Annotated in this window: 13 protein-coding genes; 4 read left to right on the top strand and 9 right to left on the bottom strand. The window is 62.3% G+C overall.

Annotation, left to right across the window (positions count from 1 at the left end; translation table 11 throughout):
- Positions 1-36 precede the first annotated feature (36 nt).
- Positions 37-1,392 carry an O-antigen ligase family protein gene (locus OVA24_RS10250; RefSeq protein ID WP_267675122.1) on the top strand — a complete coding sequence of 452 codons (1,356 nt, stop codon included), beginning with the start codon at positions 37-39 and terminating at the stop codon, positions 1,390-1,392.
- Here OVA24_RS10250 and OVA24_RS10245 read toward each other — a convergent pair.
- The 8 genes from OVA24_RS10245 to OVA24_RS10210 all read right to left on the bottom strand — a co-directional run bounded on the left by OVA24_RS10245 (position 1,346) and on the right by OVA24_RS10210 (position 8,908).
- The gene (locus OVA24_RS10245) at positions 1,346-2,731 is read right to left on the bottom strand and encodes a class II fumarate hydratase (protein ID WP_267675121.1); all 1,386 of its coding nucleotides are present in this window, start codon (positions 2,729-2,731) and stop codon (positions 1,346-1,348) included. The two genes, OVA24_RS10250 and OVA24_RS10245, sit on opposite strands and share 47 nt — an antisense overlap.
- A 53-nt stretch (positions 2,732-2,784) precedes the next feature.
- Positions 2,785-3,774, bottom strand: coding sequence for a sulfate/molybdate ABC transporter ATP-binding protein (locus OVA24_RS10240; protein ID WP_267675120.1), 990 nt, complete (start codon positions 3,772-3,774; stop codon positions 2,785-2,787).
- 11 nt (positions 3,775-3,785) lie between these two features.
- Complete coding sequence (cysW, locus tag OVA24_RS10235; RefSeq protein ID WP_267675119.1) at positions 3,786-4,625, bottom strand: sulfate ABC transporter permease subunit CysW; 840 nt, start codon at positions 4,623-4,625, stop codon at positions 3,786-3,788.
- 4 nt (positions 4,626-4,629) lie between these two features.
- Complete coding sequence (locus tag OVA24_RS10230; RefSeq protein ID WP_267675118.1) at positions 4,630-5,514, bottom strand: ABC transporter permease; 885 nt, start codon at positions 5,512-5,514, stop codon at positions 4,630-4,632.
- A 24-nt stretch (positions 5,515-5,538) separates the two neighbouring features.
- Positions 5,539-6,555: a sulfate ABC transporter substrate-binding protein gene (locus tag OVA24_RS10225; RefSeq protein ID WP_267675117.1), complete on the bottom strand. Its 1,017-nt coding sequence runs from the start codon at positions 6,553-6,555 to the stop codon at positions 5,539-5,541.
- Between the two features lie 157 nt (positions 6,556-6,712).
- Positions 6,713-7,918: a porin gene (locus OVA24_RS10220; RefSeq protein ID WP_267675116.1), complete on the bottom strand. Its 1,206-nt coding sequence runs from the start codon at positions 7,916-7,918 to the stop codon at positions 6,713-6,715.
- Positions 7,919-8,142: 224 nt separating this feature from the next.
- Complete coding sequence (locus OVA24_RS10215) at positions 8,143-8,340, bottom strand: YezD family protein (protein ID WP_267675115.1); 198 nt, start codon at positions 8,338-8,340, stop codon at positions 8,143-8,145.
- Positions 8,321-8,908, bottom strand: a complete 588-nt coding sequence (locus tag OVA24_RS10210; protein ID WP_267675114.1) for an RrF2 family transcriptional regulator — start codon at positions 8,906-8,908, stop codon at positions 8,321-8,323. The genes OVA24_RS10215 and OVA24_RS10210 overlap by 20 nt, the downstream gene beginning before the upstream one ends.
- Before the next feature lie 341 nt (positions 8,909-9,249).
- Between OVA24_RS10210 and OVA24_RS10205 the strand changes: the two genes are divergently transcribed.
- The 3 genes from OVA24_RS10205 to OVA24_RS10195 all read left to right on the top strand — a co-directional run bounded on the left by OVA24_RS10205 (position 9,250) and on the right by OVA24_RS10195 (position 13,052).
- Complete coding sequence (locus OVA24_RS10205; RefSeq protein WP_267675113.1) at positions 9,250-9,819, top strand: hypothetical protein; 570 nt, start codon at positions 9,250-9,252, stop codon at positions 9,817-9,819.
- Positions 9,820-9,861: 42 nt separating this feature from the next.
- Positions 9,862-11,265 carry an FAD/NAD(P)-binding protein gene (locus OVA24_RS10200; protein WP_267675112.1) on the top strand — a complete coding sequence of 468 codons (1,404 nt, stop codon included), beginning with the start codon at positions 9,862-9,864 and terminating at the stop codon, positions 11,263-11,265.
- A 215-nt stretch (positions 11,266-11,480) separates the two neighbouring features.
- Positions 11,481-13,052, top strand: coding sequence for an NAD(P)/FAD-dependent oxidoreductase (locus OVA24_RS10195; RefSeq protein WP_267675111.1), 1,572 nt, complete (start codon positions 11,481-11,483; stop codon positions 13,050-13,052).
- Between the two features lie 466 nt (positions 13,053-13,518).
- Here OVA24_RS10195 and OVA24_RS10190 read toward each other — a convergent pair whose 3' ends face one another.
- Positions 13,519-13,737, bottom strand: a complete 219-nt coding sequence (locus tag OVA24_RS10190; protein ID WP_267675110.1) for a hypothetical protein — start codon at positions 13,735-13,737, stop codon at positions 13,519-13,521.
- Positions 13,738-13,808 lie beyond the last annotated feature (71 nt).

Genomic DNA, 13,808 nt, shown 5'->3' with positions numbered 1-13,808 from the left:
AGGCGTCCGGGAACTTCCCCTAGCGTCGTGGAAAGAATGATGAACCTCACGAGCGACCAGAACCTTCACCCCGCTCCACCCCGGAATCATGCGTCAGACTGGATCATCGGCATCTCGTTCTCCCTGCTGGTCATCCCGTTCATCTTTTTCTCCAGCGCGTCGTGGATCGCATGGCCCCGCCTCGCCGCGCTCGCCCTTTCATGGTTGCTGGCAAGAAAGGTTTTTCCGGACGGCCTGCCAGGAACCCTGAAGGGTATGGGAGTGGTTCTTCTTGGGATCATCGTTTCAACATGGACCGGAGGCATGTTCAACCGGGAAGTTCCGGAATTGGAGACCTTCATGGCATTGGAGGGCTTGCTGGCCATCGGTGGTTCCGTCGTTTTCATCAAGGCTGTGCTTTCCTCCCGATGGCCGCGGATTCTCAACCGGACCTTTATCATCATTGCATCGGTGTTGTTGGTTTGCTCCATGGTGGGTTACTTCCTCCCGGTCCAGCGGATGATCACCATGGGTCCGCTGACCTATTTCGATACCACACGCCTGATTCTGATCTGGCCTACGAAGCTGGCGATGTCATGGGCGGGCCAGATCGGATGGGGACACGCGAACCATGCGGGGCTGATCTTTGGCATCTCGTTCATCCTCATCCTGGAGCGCCTGGCGTCGGGCGGAAGCCACCCGAAGAAGACATGGTGGTTGTTGGCTCTGGCGTTCGGCGTGGCACTGTTCCTCACGGGCTCCCGTGGCGCGTTGCTGATGATCGCCCCATGCCTGCCTATCCTCATTTTCCGGCGGGGGTGGGTCCGGGGCATTCGCTGCACGGCTCTCTGCCTCACCGCCCTCCTCGTAGGGATTGGCGCCCTTGCCGTGAAAAAGAACCTCCTCCTGCAGGAGGCATACGCCGTCGAAGCCACCCACCCGCAGCAACCGCCACCCGACCATCATTTGAAGGGTCTGGTGAAACGTGGCAGCGCCGGGCGGCTCGGCGCGTATTCGACACTCCGGGATGAACTGGATGGTTCCCTCTGGTTCGGGCGGGGCTTGTCCCAGAACAACCGCCCGCTCGCCCACCTGTTGAACGAACACTCCTCCTACCTCGCCACACTGCGCGGTGGCGGAATCATCGCGCTCACCGGGCATCTCGCCCTCCTTGCCATCGCCGCGGTGGCGGCATTCCAGTTATCCTTGGAAGGCACACGCTGGCCGCTCCTGCTGCTCGCCGCAGTGACAACCGCGATCCTCTTCGACCGGGGCAGCGTCTTTCTCGTGAACGCTTCCTACGAGTTCCCTTTCCACTGGGCCGCCGTGTTCCTGCCCGTGCTGATTGCGGCAGGCAGGAAATCCATCAAAGATGCTCCCCCGCCATCCTCGCCGGATCCAGCAGTTCCGTGAGCTCCTCACGGGTGATCCCCAGATCCTCCAGGCGGCCCTCACAAAGTTCACGCACGGTCCGGCCAGTTGATACGGATTCCTTCGCGATCGCGGACGCCTTGTCGTAGCCGATCTTCGGTGCCAGCGCGGTCACCATCGAAAGCGAATATTCGATGAGCTCGTTGCAACGCTCCACTTTCGCTTCGATCCCCTCGACGCACTTGCCGCGGAAGGCATTGGCGGAGTTCGCCAGCAGTTCCACCGACTCCAGCAGGCACGCTGCGATCAGTGGCATGGACACGTTCAGTTCCAGGAAGCCGCCAGCCCCGCACCAGGTGACGGTCGTCTGGTTCCCGGCCACTCTGGCGGCGACCATGGTCAGGGACTCGGACATCACGGGATTCACCTTTCCCGGCATGATGGAGGAACCCGGCTGGGTGGCGGGCAGGGAAATCTCGCCAAAGCCGCAGCGCGGACCGGAACCGAGCAGACGGATGTCGCAGGCGATCTTGTGCAGTGAAACGGCGATGGTGGAAAGATGGCCGTGCGCCTCCACGCAGGCATCCTTCGCGGACTGGGCCTCGAAATGATTCTCCGCCTCCACGAATGGCAGCCCGGTCCATGACGCCAGCTTTTCGATCGCCTGCCCGGCGAACTGCGGGTGGGTGTTGAGGCCGGTCCCGACCGCCGTTCCACCGAGCGGCAGTTCCAGCAACGCCTCCACCGCCTTCTGCGCCCGGATCGAGGAATGCCGGACCTGCGCGGCCCAGCCACCGAACTCCTGGCCGAGCCTGACCGGAGTGGCATCCATCAGGTGCGTGCGACCGATCTTCAGCACCTCATGGAAGTCCTCTGCCTTTGTCTCCAGCGCGATGGCCAGTTCATCCAGCGCAGGCACCAGCACCGACTGGATGGCGGAGGCGGTGGCCAGGTGGATGGCGGTGGGAAAGGTGTCATTGGACGACTGCCCGAGGTTCACATGGTCGTTCGGGTGGACTTTCGTCCCTTCTCCCGACGCCAGATTGGCGATCACCTCGTTGACGTTGGTGTTGGTGGAGGTGCCGGAACCCGTCTGATAGATGTCGATGGGGAACTGCCCGTCGTGTTGCCCGGATGCGACTTCCTTCGCCGCACCGATGATCCGGGCGGCGATCCCGGCGTCCAGCAGACCCAGCTCCGCATTCGTCTGCGCGGCCGCCATCTTGATGAGGCCATAGACGTGGACCAGCACCGGGGGCACCGGTCGGCCGGAGATGGGGAAATTCAGCACCGCCCGCTGGGTGGACGCGCCGTAGAGTGCATCCGCCGGCACTTCCATTTCACCCATCGAGTCCTTCTCCATCCGTGTGTTCCCGCTCATGGACGGAACATCACCGGACGGGACGTGTTTGTCGAACGGGATGTTCCCGCCGCTCAGACGTCGGCGGATTCCGGAAGGCGCACCGCCACCTCATCCCCCACACCCAGCGCGAGTTCATCGAGCTGCTTGCGGGAAAGCTCCACCTCCAGGAACTGTCCGTCCTCCAGACGCACGGTCAGCGAAGCGACCGGACCGGCGGAGAAAAGGTGGGTGATACGGGCGAGGCGATCCGTCGCCTCGACATATTCCGCCGCGAAGACGATCTCGATCTCATGCGGGCGGACATAGCGGTTCGAGCCCTTTTCATCGACCTTGTTCACGTTGCCGAGGAATTCATAGACGAACGGGCTGCGGGGCTTGTCATAGACGACTTGGGGCTTGCCCACCTGCTCGACGCGCGCGTTGCGCATGACGACGACCTGATCCGCCAACTCCAGCGCCTCTTCCTGGTCGTGGGTGACGAACAGGGTGGTAAGGCCGATCTCGTCGTGGAACTGGCGGAGCCAACGACGGAGATCCTTCCGCACCTGGGCGTCCAGCGCGCCGAACGGTTCGTCCAGCAGCAGGACCTTCGGACGGATGGCGAGGGCGCGGGCGAGCGCCACACGCTGCCGCTGGCCGCCGGAAAGCTCATGCGGCCGCCGCTTGTCCAGACCTTCCAGTTTCACCAACCGGAGCAGTTCGGAGACGCGGTCCTTCACCTCGGCCTTGGACGAACGCTTCGAACCCGGCATGACGGAAAGGCCGAAGGCGATGTTGTCCGCCACCGTCATGTGACGGAACAGGGCGTAGTGCTGGAACACGAAACCGACGCCGCGCTTTCCGGCAGGGACATCCACCACGTCCTCGCCGTGGAACTGGATCTTTCCGGGGCCGGGATCGGCGAACTCAAGGCCCGCGACGATGCGCAGCAGCGTGGTTTTTCCGGAACCGGAAGGGCCGAGCAATGCGGTGAGGCTGCCATTCCCCACTTCGAGGGAGATGTCATCCAGCGCGGTGTAGGCTCCGAAGGTTTTCGTGATGTTATGGATCGAGATCGACATGGCAGCAGAGATTATTTGTGGCCAGCGGAGCTGTGGCCGGTGAAATGTTCGACGACGCTCTTCGCACCGAGCGTGACGAGCGCGAGGAAGGCCAGCAGGGTGGCGCAGGCAAAGGCGGCGCTGAACTGGTATTCGTTGTAGAGCACCTCGATGTGCAGCGGCAGGGTGTTTGTCTTTCCCCGGATATGGCCGGAGACGACGGACACCGCGCCGAACTCGCCCATGGCGCGGGCATTGCAGAGCAGGATGCCGTAGAACAGGCCCCACTTGATGTTCGGCAGGGTGATGCGGCGGAAGATCTGCCAGCCGCTCGCGCCCAGCGTCACGCCCGCTTCCTCCTGGTCGCTGCCCTGCGACTCCATCAGCGGGATCAGCTCCCGGGCGACGAAGGGGAAGGTCACGAACGCCGTGGCTATGACAATGCCCGGCAGCGCGAAGATGATCTGGATGTCATGCTCCCGCAGCCAGGGGCCGAACCAGCCGGAGGCACCGAACAAGAGCACCCACACCAGACCGGCGATGATCGGCGACACCGCGAACGGCAGGTCGATCAGGGAAAGCAGGAAGGCACGCCCCTTGAAGCGGAACTTCGTCACCAGCCATGCGGCGGACAGGCCGAACAGCGTGTTCACCGGCACGGCGATGCCCGCCGCGATGAGCGTGAGCTTGATGGCGGACAGGGCGGCATCCTCGCTCAGGGAGGCGAAGAAGACCTCCCACCCGCGGCGGAACGCCTCCGCGAACACCGCGAACAGCGGCATCAGCAGGAACAGGGAAAGAATGATGACAGCCGCCGAGATGAGCAGGATCTTGACGGGCAGGGATTCGGTGGTGACCGGTTGTTGCTTCATGGCATCAGCGGTTGCGCCAGTCCAGGCGGCGCTGGAGCAGGTTGATGAGGAAAAGGAGTAGGAAGGAAATGATCAGCATGCCGGCGGCGATGACCGCGGCGGCGCCGTAGTGGTATTGCTCGAGCTGGGCGACGATGAGCAACGGGAGGATCTCCGTCTTCATCGGCAGGTTTCCGGAGATGAAGATCACCGAACCGTATTCACCGATGGCGCGTGCGAAGGCGAGCGTGAACCCGGTGATGAGCGCCGGCACCAGCAGCGGGAAAACCACGCGCCTGAATACCGTCCAGCGGCCCGCACCGAGCGTGGCCGCCGCTTCCTCGATGTCCACGCCCAGATCCTCCATCACCGGCTGCAGCGTGCGGACCACAAACGGGAACCCGATGAAGGAAAGCGCGATGAACACGCCGATGGCGCTATAGGCCGCGCCGCTCTCCGCCAGGGTCTTGACCTGCTCCCCCACCCAACCGGTCGGCTGGAAGGAGGTCTGGTACCATTTCGCCAATTTTACGATCCCCTGCCCGATCCACCCGCTGGGCGCGTACATCTGGGTCAGGGTGATGCCCGCCACCGCGGTGGGCAGGGCGAACGGGAGGTCCACCATGGCATCCAGCAGCCTGCGGCCGGGAAAATCATAGCGGACAAGAACCCATGTCACGAGCAGGCCGAACACCGCGCTCACCCCGGCCGCCGCCGCGCTCGCCCCGAAGGTGAGCTTCGCGGCGGCCAGCACGCGCGGTGAGGTGAGCAGCGCCCACCACTCCGCGGGTCCCAGCGCCGCCGCCTTGATGAACAGGGCAGCGAGCGGGATGAGGATGATGAGGCTCAGCGCTGCGACGGTGTAACCCATCGAGAGGCCGAAGCCGGGAATGACCTTGCGTCGTGACATGAGGAACGAAGTGGCGGGAGGCTCTTATTTGACTCCGTAGATCCTGTCGAAGGTGCCGCCATCGACGAAGTGCTTCGTCCGGGCCGCATCCCAGCCGCCGAAGTCCTTGTCCACCGTCACCAGCGGGATGACCGGCAGGGTGGAGACGAACTTCGCGGCGATCTCCTGGTTGCGCGGGCGGTAGAAGTGCTTCGCTGCCAGTTCCTGCGCTTCATCCGTGTAAAGGAACTTCAGATACTCCACGGCCACTTCCGTGGTGCCGTGCTTCTTCGCATTCTCCTCCACCACGGCCACCGTAGGCTCCGCCAGGATGGTCAGGGATGGATAGACGATCTCCGTCTCGCCCGGGAACTCCTTCTCGATGAGATGGGCTTCGTTCTCCCATGACAGGAACACGTCGCCGATCTTCCGCTGCGCGAAGGTGGTGGTGGCGCCACGGGCACCCGTGTCCAGCACCGGCACGTTCTTGTAGAGGCGGGTGATGTAGTCCAGCACCTTGGCCTCGTCCCCGCCATTCGCTTTGGACGCATAGGCCCATGCGGCCAGATAGTTCCACTGCGCGCCACCGGAGGTCTTCGGGTTCGGCGTGATGACTTTCACATCCGCCTTCACCAGATCATCCCAGTCCTTCACGGCCTTCGGGTTGCCCTTGCGGACCACGAACACGATGGTGGAGGTGTAGGGGGAGCTGTTGTCCGGCAGCTTTGTCTGCCAGTCAGCAGGCAGGAGTTTCGCCTGCTTGCCGATCACGTCGATGTCACCAGCCAGGGCCAGCGTCACCACGTCCGCAGCCTGGCCGTCGATGACGGAGCGCGCCTGCTTGCCGGAGCCGCCGTGGGATTGGTTGATGGTCAGTTTTTTGCCGTGGTCCTTCTCCCACTTCGCGGAGAAGACCTTGTTCACCTCCTCATAGAATTCGCGGGTGGGGTCATAGGACACGTTGAGGAGGGACACGGAACCTTCCGCATCTTTCTTGCCGCAGGATGCCAGCGACACGATGGCGGCGAGCGCGGCGGCGGAGAAAATCAGTTTTGCTTTCATTGGTTTGGTTCTGGTTGGTGGGATGGTTGGAAATTTCACTTTTTGAAATAGATCTGGTCGAACACGCCGCCGTCGGCGAAGTGCTGTTTCTGGACGGCTTCCCAGCCGTCGGGTTCCCGTAGAGATTGCTGGTCCCGACTTCGGGAAATTGGATCTCTCAGAAGGAGAAGCGAACGCCCGTCAGGTAGGTGACGCCGTCATATCCAAGGCCGGATGGACCTCCGCTGAGGTCGGCGTATTCCGCACCCGCAAGGAACTTGAGCTTGTCTCCGTTGATGAAATATTGCCCACCAAGGTAGAATGCCTGGTACTGGTTGCCGCGGCCGTCCACCACGAAGCTCTCGTAGCGGGTCTGCCTACGGAGGCTCCTGTCGCCGTCGCCATAGGCGAACGAGTAGCGGCCAACGAGCTGGAGCTTCTTCGGGATCACGTCATACGTGCCCTGGAGGAAGCCGCCGAAGACATCGCCATCCGTCCCCTGTCCTCCGGTGGCGTAGAAGCCCTCTGCCACCGCACTCCACAGACCATCCTGCACCCAGAAAGTGGAGGAGATCACATCCTCATAACGGTTCAATACCCCAGCTTCCGGATCCCGCTCGCTGTGCAGCCAGTCGATGCGGAAGTCCGCCTTCTTCACATCCAACGCCTTTGAGAAATCATACCCTACCCCCAGTGTGGTGGACCATCCGCCGTTGAACTCGCCGAAGGCCTGGTCGAAGTCATTCCGGTCGGCATCGATGGCATTGGAGTACACGCCCGCCTGCCAGGTGAAGAAGTCGAACTTCCCTTCCAGAGAAATGCCCGCCGCACGGTCGATCGAGAGTTGGTTGAAAATCTGCGAACGCTCGAAGGTTGGCTGGGCGTTGGTGGATTGCAGGAAATCATAGTATCCGATCTGCGGCTTCATCCTCCCCACGGTGACAGCGAAGGAATCCGATGGCTTCCATTTCACGTAGGCGTCGACCAGTCCGTCATAAACGTCCCGGAAGCCGTCGTTGCTCTGGAAATCCGCGCGCACCTCGACCTTCTTGTCGAACATCTTCGCATCGAAGCCGAAACGGAAACGGCGGTCCTCCCAGTTGTCCTCCGTATCCTGACCACCGTCCACGATGTGGTACTGGCCGTGGTAACGTCCGCGGAGCTTGAACTCCTGGAGGATGGGGTTGGTGTCATCCTTATGAAGCGTGGCGAGGTCCCACAGCTTCGCAACGCCGCCGGATTCTTCCGCGGTGGCGAGGGAGGAAAGAGCTGCGATGGCGCTCATCACGCCAATGCCCGCGGGCAATGCCTTGTGGATCCGGTAGGATGGATGATTGTTGGGGTACAGAGTAAGCCCTTGCGGAGTGATATCCTTGTGGTTCATGGGTATGGGGTGCCGATGTGCCGGCGCTGTGGAGTATGGATTCGGAGAATCCGACCGGAGCATTCCAAGGAAGCATGTTCCGGAAAGGCGCGGCGGCACGATGGTACCAGCACCCTCCGGATCTCCGGTCGGCGGGAGTGTTTCTTCGATTCCTCCGGGTGTCCGGTCGGTCTCTGACAAGCAAGGGGCGGAGAGATTGCCTCCGCCGGATTTAGATCATGGGATCACTTGAGGCCGTGCCCCTCTTCGCGGGACGCGACGAATCGCGTCTTCTCGATGCTCTCCACCTGGGTCACGCGTCCATCATGGACGGTGATCTGGACGGAGCCGTAACGAAGGGCCGCCACGTTTTTGCGAACCACTTCGAGCCACTCGGCTTTCTGGCCGTCATGTCCGTTGCGCTCAGTGCGTGTCGTTGTCATTGGATTCTGAATTGAGAGTAACAAGCTGCGAGAGCCCCGCGAGGAAGCCATCGGCCGGATCCGCCCGGCGGCGTGGGGACGGCTCTTTGGCCAGGCTCCCTCCTTGGGAAAAAGGTGGCACCACGCCATCCCGGCGCATCTTGCGGAGAGTCACCTCCACCACCTGGGCGATGGTGTAGCGGTCGAGGATGTTGGCGATGGCGTTGCGCACATCGATCATCACCATCCTCAGACCACAGTGATCCTCATCCGGGCAGGTGCAGGGCTGGTAGGCATTCTCACTCGCGCAGCAGATCGGGGCGAGCCGGCCGTCGATCAGACGGATGAGCTGGCCGACACCGATGCTGCTGGCAGGCACGGCAAGCGAGTAGCCACCGAACTTTCCGCGATGCGTCTCGACGAGACCCGCTTCGCGCAACTCCTGAAGGATCCGCTCGATGAATTTGAGAGGAAGGCGGTTGGCCTCGGCCAGCTCGGAACCCGAGACAGTACCCCGGCCCATTTCGGCCGCGATTCCCAAATTGATCGTGGCGCGCAGCGCGTATTCGGATTTCTTCGATAAGTGCATTCGATTAACTTGATGAAGTAGTAGTATATGCCTGGGTTCCATCCAAGGAAAAAAATAAAAAACTTCGATCTACTCACTCGTGAATGCCCGAATATTTCCTTAATCCCCTTACGATATGGTGCTTATATCATTATAAAACCAGCATGGGATAGATTCCCCCAACAATTTCCATCTTCGTTCTTATTCTTCCAAAATCTATTCTAGACAGGAATACCACCAGCATTTAGTAGGAATTAACTCCAGCGACCATGAACCTTACCAAACTAGATTCTTCGCTCCGCCAAAACCTGCGAAATCTCCTTCAAGGCTACGTGGAACATTGCGAGATTTCAGAGACCTTGATGGCTCATATCGAGGCTCCGTTCTACTACCATGGCTTCAAATTCGGTGCCCCGGTGTTCACCCACCGCCAGCCATGGGTGGCCCCCGAGCGCCCGTCAGTGGGCATCGCCGGCCTCAACCGCCCTGCGACCACGGCCCCATCGGAGATCATCCTCCAGATCATGGAAATCCTCTCACAGCAGCCGGATGCCGCAGGCCCAGCCCCTCTGAGACTGCTTCCAGTCGCGAATCCGGTGGCTCTGGAGTTCGGGGACGACGCTCCATCCGATGGTGAGTGGCCCGTCCTGGCCCATCTGCTTGAGGAGTTCCAGGCAACCTCAACCATCGGGTTCCTGGGCATCGGTCCTTCCGGTTCCGATGCGTTCCAGCTCAGCGGAACGGCCACCATCGACGTCATCCGCAAGCTGGTCGCGGGCGAGGGAAATCTCCGCATCCTGCAGCGGCTGGACCTGACTCCTCTACCCGCCGGCGGAACGTGGTCCCTCCGACTGGAGATCCCGCAACACCTCTCCGTCGCTGGGATCCTGAAAGCAGCGGACCTCGTGCTCTCGCTCCTTCACTACAAGTAAGACCTTCCATCTCCACATCCACCACTCCTCCGCTCCCACCCCATGTCCGAATCATCCCTTCCCATCGTTGTCGTCGGCGGCGGTTTCAGCGGCACGCTGACCGCCATCCATCTTTCCCGCCGGCTGCCGGAAAAGCCAATCATCCTGCTAGAAGAAACCGGCGAAGCCGGACCGGGACTTGCCTACCGCAGCACTGACGCCGCCGCGTGGCTGAACGTGCCTGCGGCGAAGATGAGCGCGTTCCACAACCAGCCGCTGCATTTCCTCGACTACGCCCGCGAGCAGCTTGGCGAGGGAGTGCAGGAGACCGATTTTCTCCCACGCCACGTGTATGGCGGCTACCTGAAGCGATGTCTGGAGGATGAGCAGGAGAGGAATCCCCTCCTGCAGGTGGAGAAGCGCCGCGTCCATGACCTGACGCGCGGCGACTCCCCCACCACAGCGCGCATCATCTTCAAGGACCAGACTGCGCTCGATGCGTCGCACGTGGTGCTCGCCACCGGCAACCAAGGCTCCGCATTCGCCTCCTCCCTCTGGGCGGACCATGCGAAGCCCGCACGCTCCCACGAGGCCATCTCCACCATCCACACCGGTGATACCGTGCTCATCGTTGGCACAGGCCTCACCATGATCGATGCCGTGCTGGATCTGGACCGCCGCGGAGACGCAGCCTCCATCCACATCGTGTCCCGCAACGGCCTGCTCCCACGCGCATACGCGCCTCCATCGCCCACACCCGCCCCGGACCTCGACCATCTGCCGGATTCCAACCTGCGCCGGGCCGTCCGCCTGTTCCGCCGCGCCATCCGCGGGCACGAAGCCCGGGGCGGTGACTGGCGGGATCTGTTCCATGAGATCCGCGACGCCACCCCTTCCCTGTGGAAAGAACTCTCCGCGAAGGACAAGACACGCTTCCTCCGCTTCATCAGCCCGTTCTGGGAAGTCCACCGCCACCAGTGCCCTCCGGAAACCTATCAGAAAATCCAGTCGCTGCTGGCTTCCGGAAAGCTGGTCCAGCATCGCGGCACGATCGTCTCCATCGAGCACTCCGGGAACGTCATCCGGCTGGGACTCGCCTCACGGAGCCGGAATGCCCCCACCCGCTGGATCGAAGCGCAGCACCTGCTGGATGCCACCGGACCGGCCCGGGATCTCCAGGTCATCGCGGATCCCCTCATCCAGAATCTTCTCCGCCGTGGCTTCATCAAGCCGGATGCCCACCGGTTGGGCGCGGAGACTTCCGCCGACTACCGGGCGCTGGGTCGCGACAACAAACCCTCGCCGTGGCTGTCCATCGTCGGCCCCATGCTGCGCGCCCGCTACTTCGAGGCCACCGCCATCAGCGAACTCCGCCTGCACGCTGCCAGTGCCGCAAAGCGGATCGCCCAAGCGGTCAATCCTTTGGAAGAAGTAGGTACTGAAGAGGCTCTCCATGAGGTCATTTAGTATTTTGGTGAGTCGCCTTCGCTCGGACACTTCCAACGAAAATCCGGAACACCATGGAATTCATCCTAGCATTACGCCTGTTGGCTCACAGCAAGAAGCATCCTCTCCTCAGACATCCACCCATTGGTGTTCTTTTTTGTGAAGCAACAGGAGCCCGGTGGCCCCGGCACGTTCGGGATTGAACGATTGCCTCCGCCCCCCCATTCTGCCCGCCCGTGGCAGCCTCCGTCGAAACCGTTGATATCATCCTTCCGCTCGAAGAATCGGAAAACGAAGATTCACGCCGCAAGGAGGCGGCCAAGAAGCTTGGCTTGCCGCGGTCGCGGGTGACGGACACGAAGCTCCGCAAACACTCCATCGATGCCCGCCAGCGGGCGGTGAAGGTGCAGCTCCGGCTGGACGTGGCGCTGGACGGTCCGTTCGAGGAAGAGGCGCCGCCCACCTGGTCCTGCCCTCCCCTGGCCGCCGATGCGAAGACGGCGATCATCGTCGGCTGCGGCCCGGCCGGGCTTTTCGCGGCGCTGCGCTGCCTGGAGACGGGGGTGAAACCGATCGTCCTGGAGCGTGGCAAGGACGCCAGTGCGCGCCGGTTCGACCTGGCACCCATCCTGCGAGAGGGACGGGTGATCGAGGAGTCGAACTACTGCTTCGGCGAAGGCGGTGCGGGCACCTACTCCGACGGCAAGCTCTACACCCGCGCCACCAAGCGCGGCCCGGTCGCCCGCGTTTATGAGATCCTGGTCGCCCACGGCGCGCCGGAGCGGATCCTGACGGACGCACACCCGCACATCGGCTCGAACCTGCTGCCGAATGTGGTGAAGGCCATCCGCGGCTCGATCATCGCCTCCGGCGGAGAAGTCCGCTTCCAGACAAAGGTGGTGGATTTCCTGCTCACCGGGAACCGACTCCATGGCGTGGTCACCGCCAGCGGGGAGGAGATCACCGCGGACAGCGTGATCCTCGCCACCGGCCATTCCGCGCGGGACATCTACAAGCTGCTGGCGGAAAAGAAGGTCCTGATGGAGCAGAAGCCCTTCGCCGTCGGCTTCCGCATCGAGCACCCGCAGCCGTTCATCGACCGGGTGCAGTACCACCTTTCTCCAGGCCAACCCCGCCCGGAGCTGTTGCCCGCCGCACGCTACCGTCTGGCGACGAAGATCCGCGGCCGCGGCGTCCATTCCTTCTGTATGTGTCCGGGCGGCTGGATCGTCCCCGCCGCGACGGAGAATGACGAGGTGGTGGTGAACGGCATGAGCCTTTCCCGGCGTGACTCCCCTTTCGCGAACTCCGGCATGATCTCCACCGTGGAGCCGGAGGACATCCAGGATCACACCCGGGAGCACGGCGTGCTGGCGGGCATCGTCTTCCAGAAGCAACTTGAGCAAACGGCGAAAAAAGCGGGCGGTGGCGGACAAGTCGCTCCCGGCCAGCGGGTCACGGACTACATCGCCGGGAAAATCTCCACCGACCTGCCGGAGACGAGCTATTTCCCCGGCGCGAAATCCTCCCCGCTCCATGAGCTGCTGCCAAAGTGGATCACCAGCCGCATGCGGGAGGGTCTGAAACTCTTCGGCACCCAGATGCGAGGCTATGTCTCCAGCGAGTCGCTGCTCCTTGGTTTCGAGACGCGCACCAGTTCACCCGTGCGGATCCCCCGCCGGGACGACACACTGGAGCACCCGGAGATCAAGGGACTGTTCCCCTGCGGCGAAGGCGCGGGCTATGCCGGCGGCATCGTCAGCGCGGCGCTCGACGGCATGCGAGTGGCGGATGCGGCGGTGGTTTGATGCGCACGAATCAGCAGTGCCCATGAAACGGAGAGCGACAGCTGCTGCCCTCCTCGCGATGGCATTCCTCCTCACCTGGACCACCGCCTTTCTCCTCCTGTCCCGCTCCCCCCTCCTTTCAGGCCCATGGCCGAGATCTCCGCTTCGCTCGGGATGTCTCGCAGCCCGCTGGAGGTTTCATCCGCCATCCTTTCCGGATATGGAAAGGAAGTCGTGCTTGAGTTCAAACAGGATGTTGCCCCCTTCGATCCTCCCCGTCCTCGGCAAGAAGCCCCGCAAGCTGCGGTGGGTGCGGTGGGTGCCTTCAGGAAATGTCGGTGGAGGTGCTCCACAAGTCCGTGCCGATCGACTCCCGCATCTACTCAGTGAAGTGATGTGAGCCGGGACCCGGATCACAGGTCGCAGTTCGACGCGGAAACCCTCATCCGCAAAGAACTCGACGAGCGTCCCGCGCCATCGCTCCGCGTCATCCATCGTGCCGATCAGCAATGTCAGCATCGCCTTGCGGGGATGATATTTGCTTCGCTTCTTGGTGGCACTCCCCAAGCAGAGCATAGGGGTCGGTTCCGATCTTTTCGATTGTTCGACCTTCGGCATCACTGCCAACCACAACGAATACATTCGCCGAGACCTCATCCATCCGGAACTCCCATCCAGGTGCATCACTAAAAGTTTTCGGTTTCATGGATTATTACCCGGTAAGGATTCCGCGCTTCAGCAGTGTTCCGGAGCCGATTCTCGCCCCGGCCGATAAAG

Origin of the sequence: Luteolibacter sp. SL250 (assembly GCF_026625605.1) — a bacterium.
In the GTDB taxonomy this organism is placed as follows: Bacteria; Verrucomicrobiota; Verrucomicrobiia; order Verrucomicrobiales; family Akkermansiaceae; genus Luteolibacter.
This window is presented reverse-complemented; position numbering and strand designations above follow the sequence as displayed.

What these genes read in the sequence shown, in the direction of transcription:
- OVA24_RS10250 (WP_267675122.1), top strand. Translation starts at nt 37, where the DNA reads ATGATGAACCTCACGAGCGACCAGAACCTTCACCCCGCTCCACCCCGG.
- OVA24_RS10245 (WP_267675121.1), bottom strand. Translation starts at nt 2,731, where the DNA reads ATGAGCGGGAACACACGGATGGAGAAGGACTCGATGGGTGAAATGGAA.
- OVA24_RS10240 (WP_267675120.1), bottom strand. Translation starts at nt 3,774, where the DNA reads ATGTCGATCTCGATCCATAACATCACGAAAACCTTCGGAGCCTACACC.
- cysW (WP_267675119.1), bottom strand. Translation starts at nt 4,625, where the DNA reads ATGAAGCAACAACCGGTCACCACCGAATCCCTGCCCGTCAAGATCCTG.
- OVA24_RS10230 (WP_267675118.1), bottom strand. Translation starts at nt 5,514, where the DNA reads ATGTCACGACGCAAGGTCATTCCCGGCTTCGGCCTCTCGATGGGTTAC.
- OVA24_RS10225 (WP_267675117.1), bottom strand. Translation starts at nt 6,555, where the DNA reads ATGAAAGCAAAACTGATTTTCTCCGCCGCCGCGCTCGCCGCCATCGTG.
- OVA24_RS10220 (WP_267675116.1), bottom strand. Translation starts at nt 7,918, where the DNA reads ATGAACCACAAGGATATCACTCCGCAAGGGCTTACTCTGTACCCCAAC.
- OVA24_RS10215 (WP_267675115.1), bottom strand. Translation starts at nt 8,340, where the DNA reads ATGACAACGACACGCACTGAGCGCAACGGACATGACGGCCAGAAAGCC.
- OVA24_RS10210 (WP_267675114.1), bottom strand. Translation starts at nt 8,908, where the DNA reads ATGCACTTATCGAAGAAATCCGAATACGCGCTGCGCGCCACGATCAAT.
- OVA24_RS10205 (WP_267675113.1), top strand. Translation starts at nt 9,250, where the DNA reads ATGGCTCATATCGAGGCTCCGTTCTACTACCATGGCTTCAAATTCGGT.
- OVA24_RS10200 (WP_267675112.1), top strand. Translation starts at nt 9,862, where the DNA reads ATGTCCGAATCATCCCTTCCCATCGTTGTCGTCGGCGGCGGTTTCAGC.
- OVA24_RS10190 (WP_267675110.1), bottom strand. Translation starts at nt 13,737, where the DNA reads ATGAAACCGAAAACTTTTAGTGATGCACCTGGATGGGAGTTCCGGATG.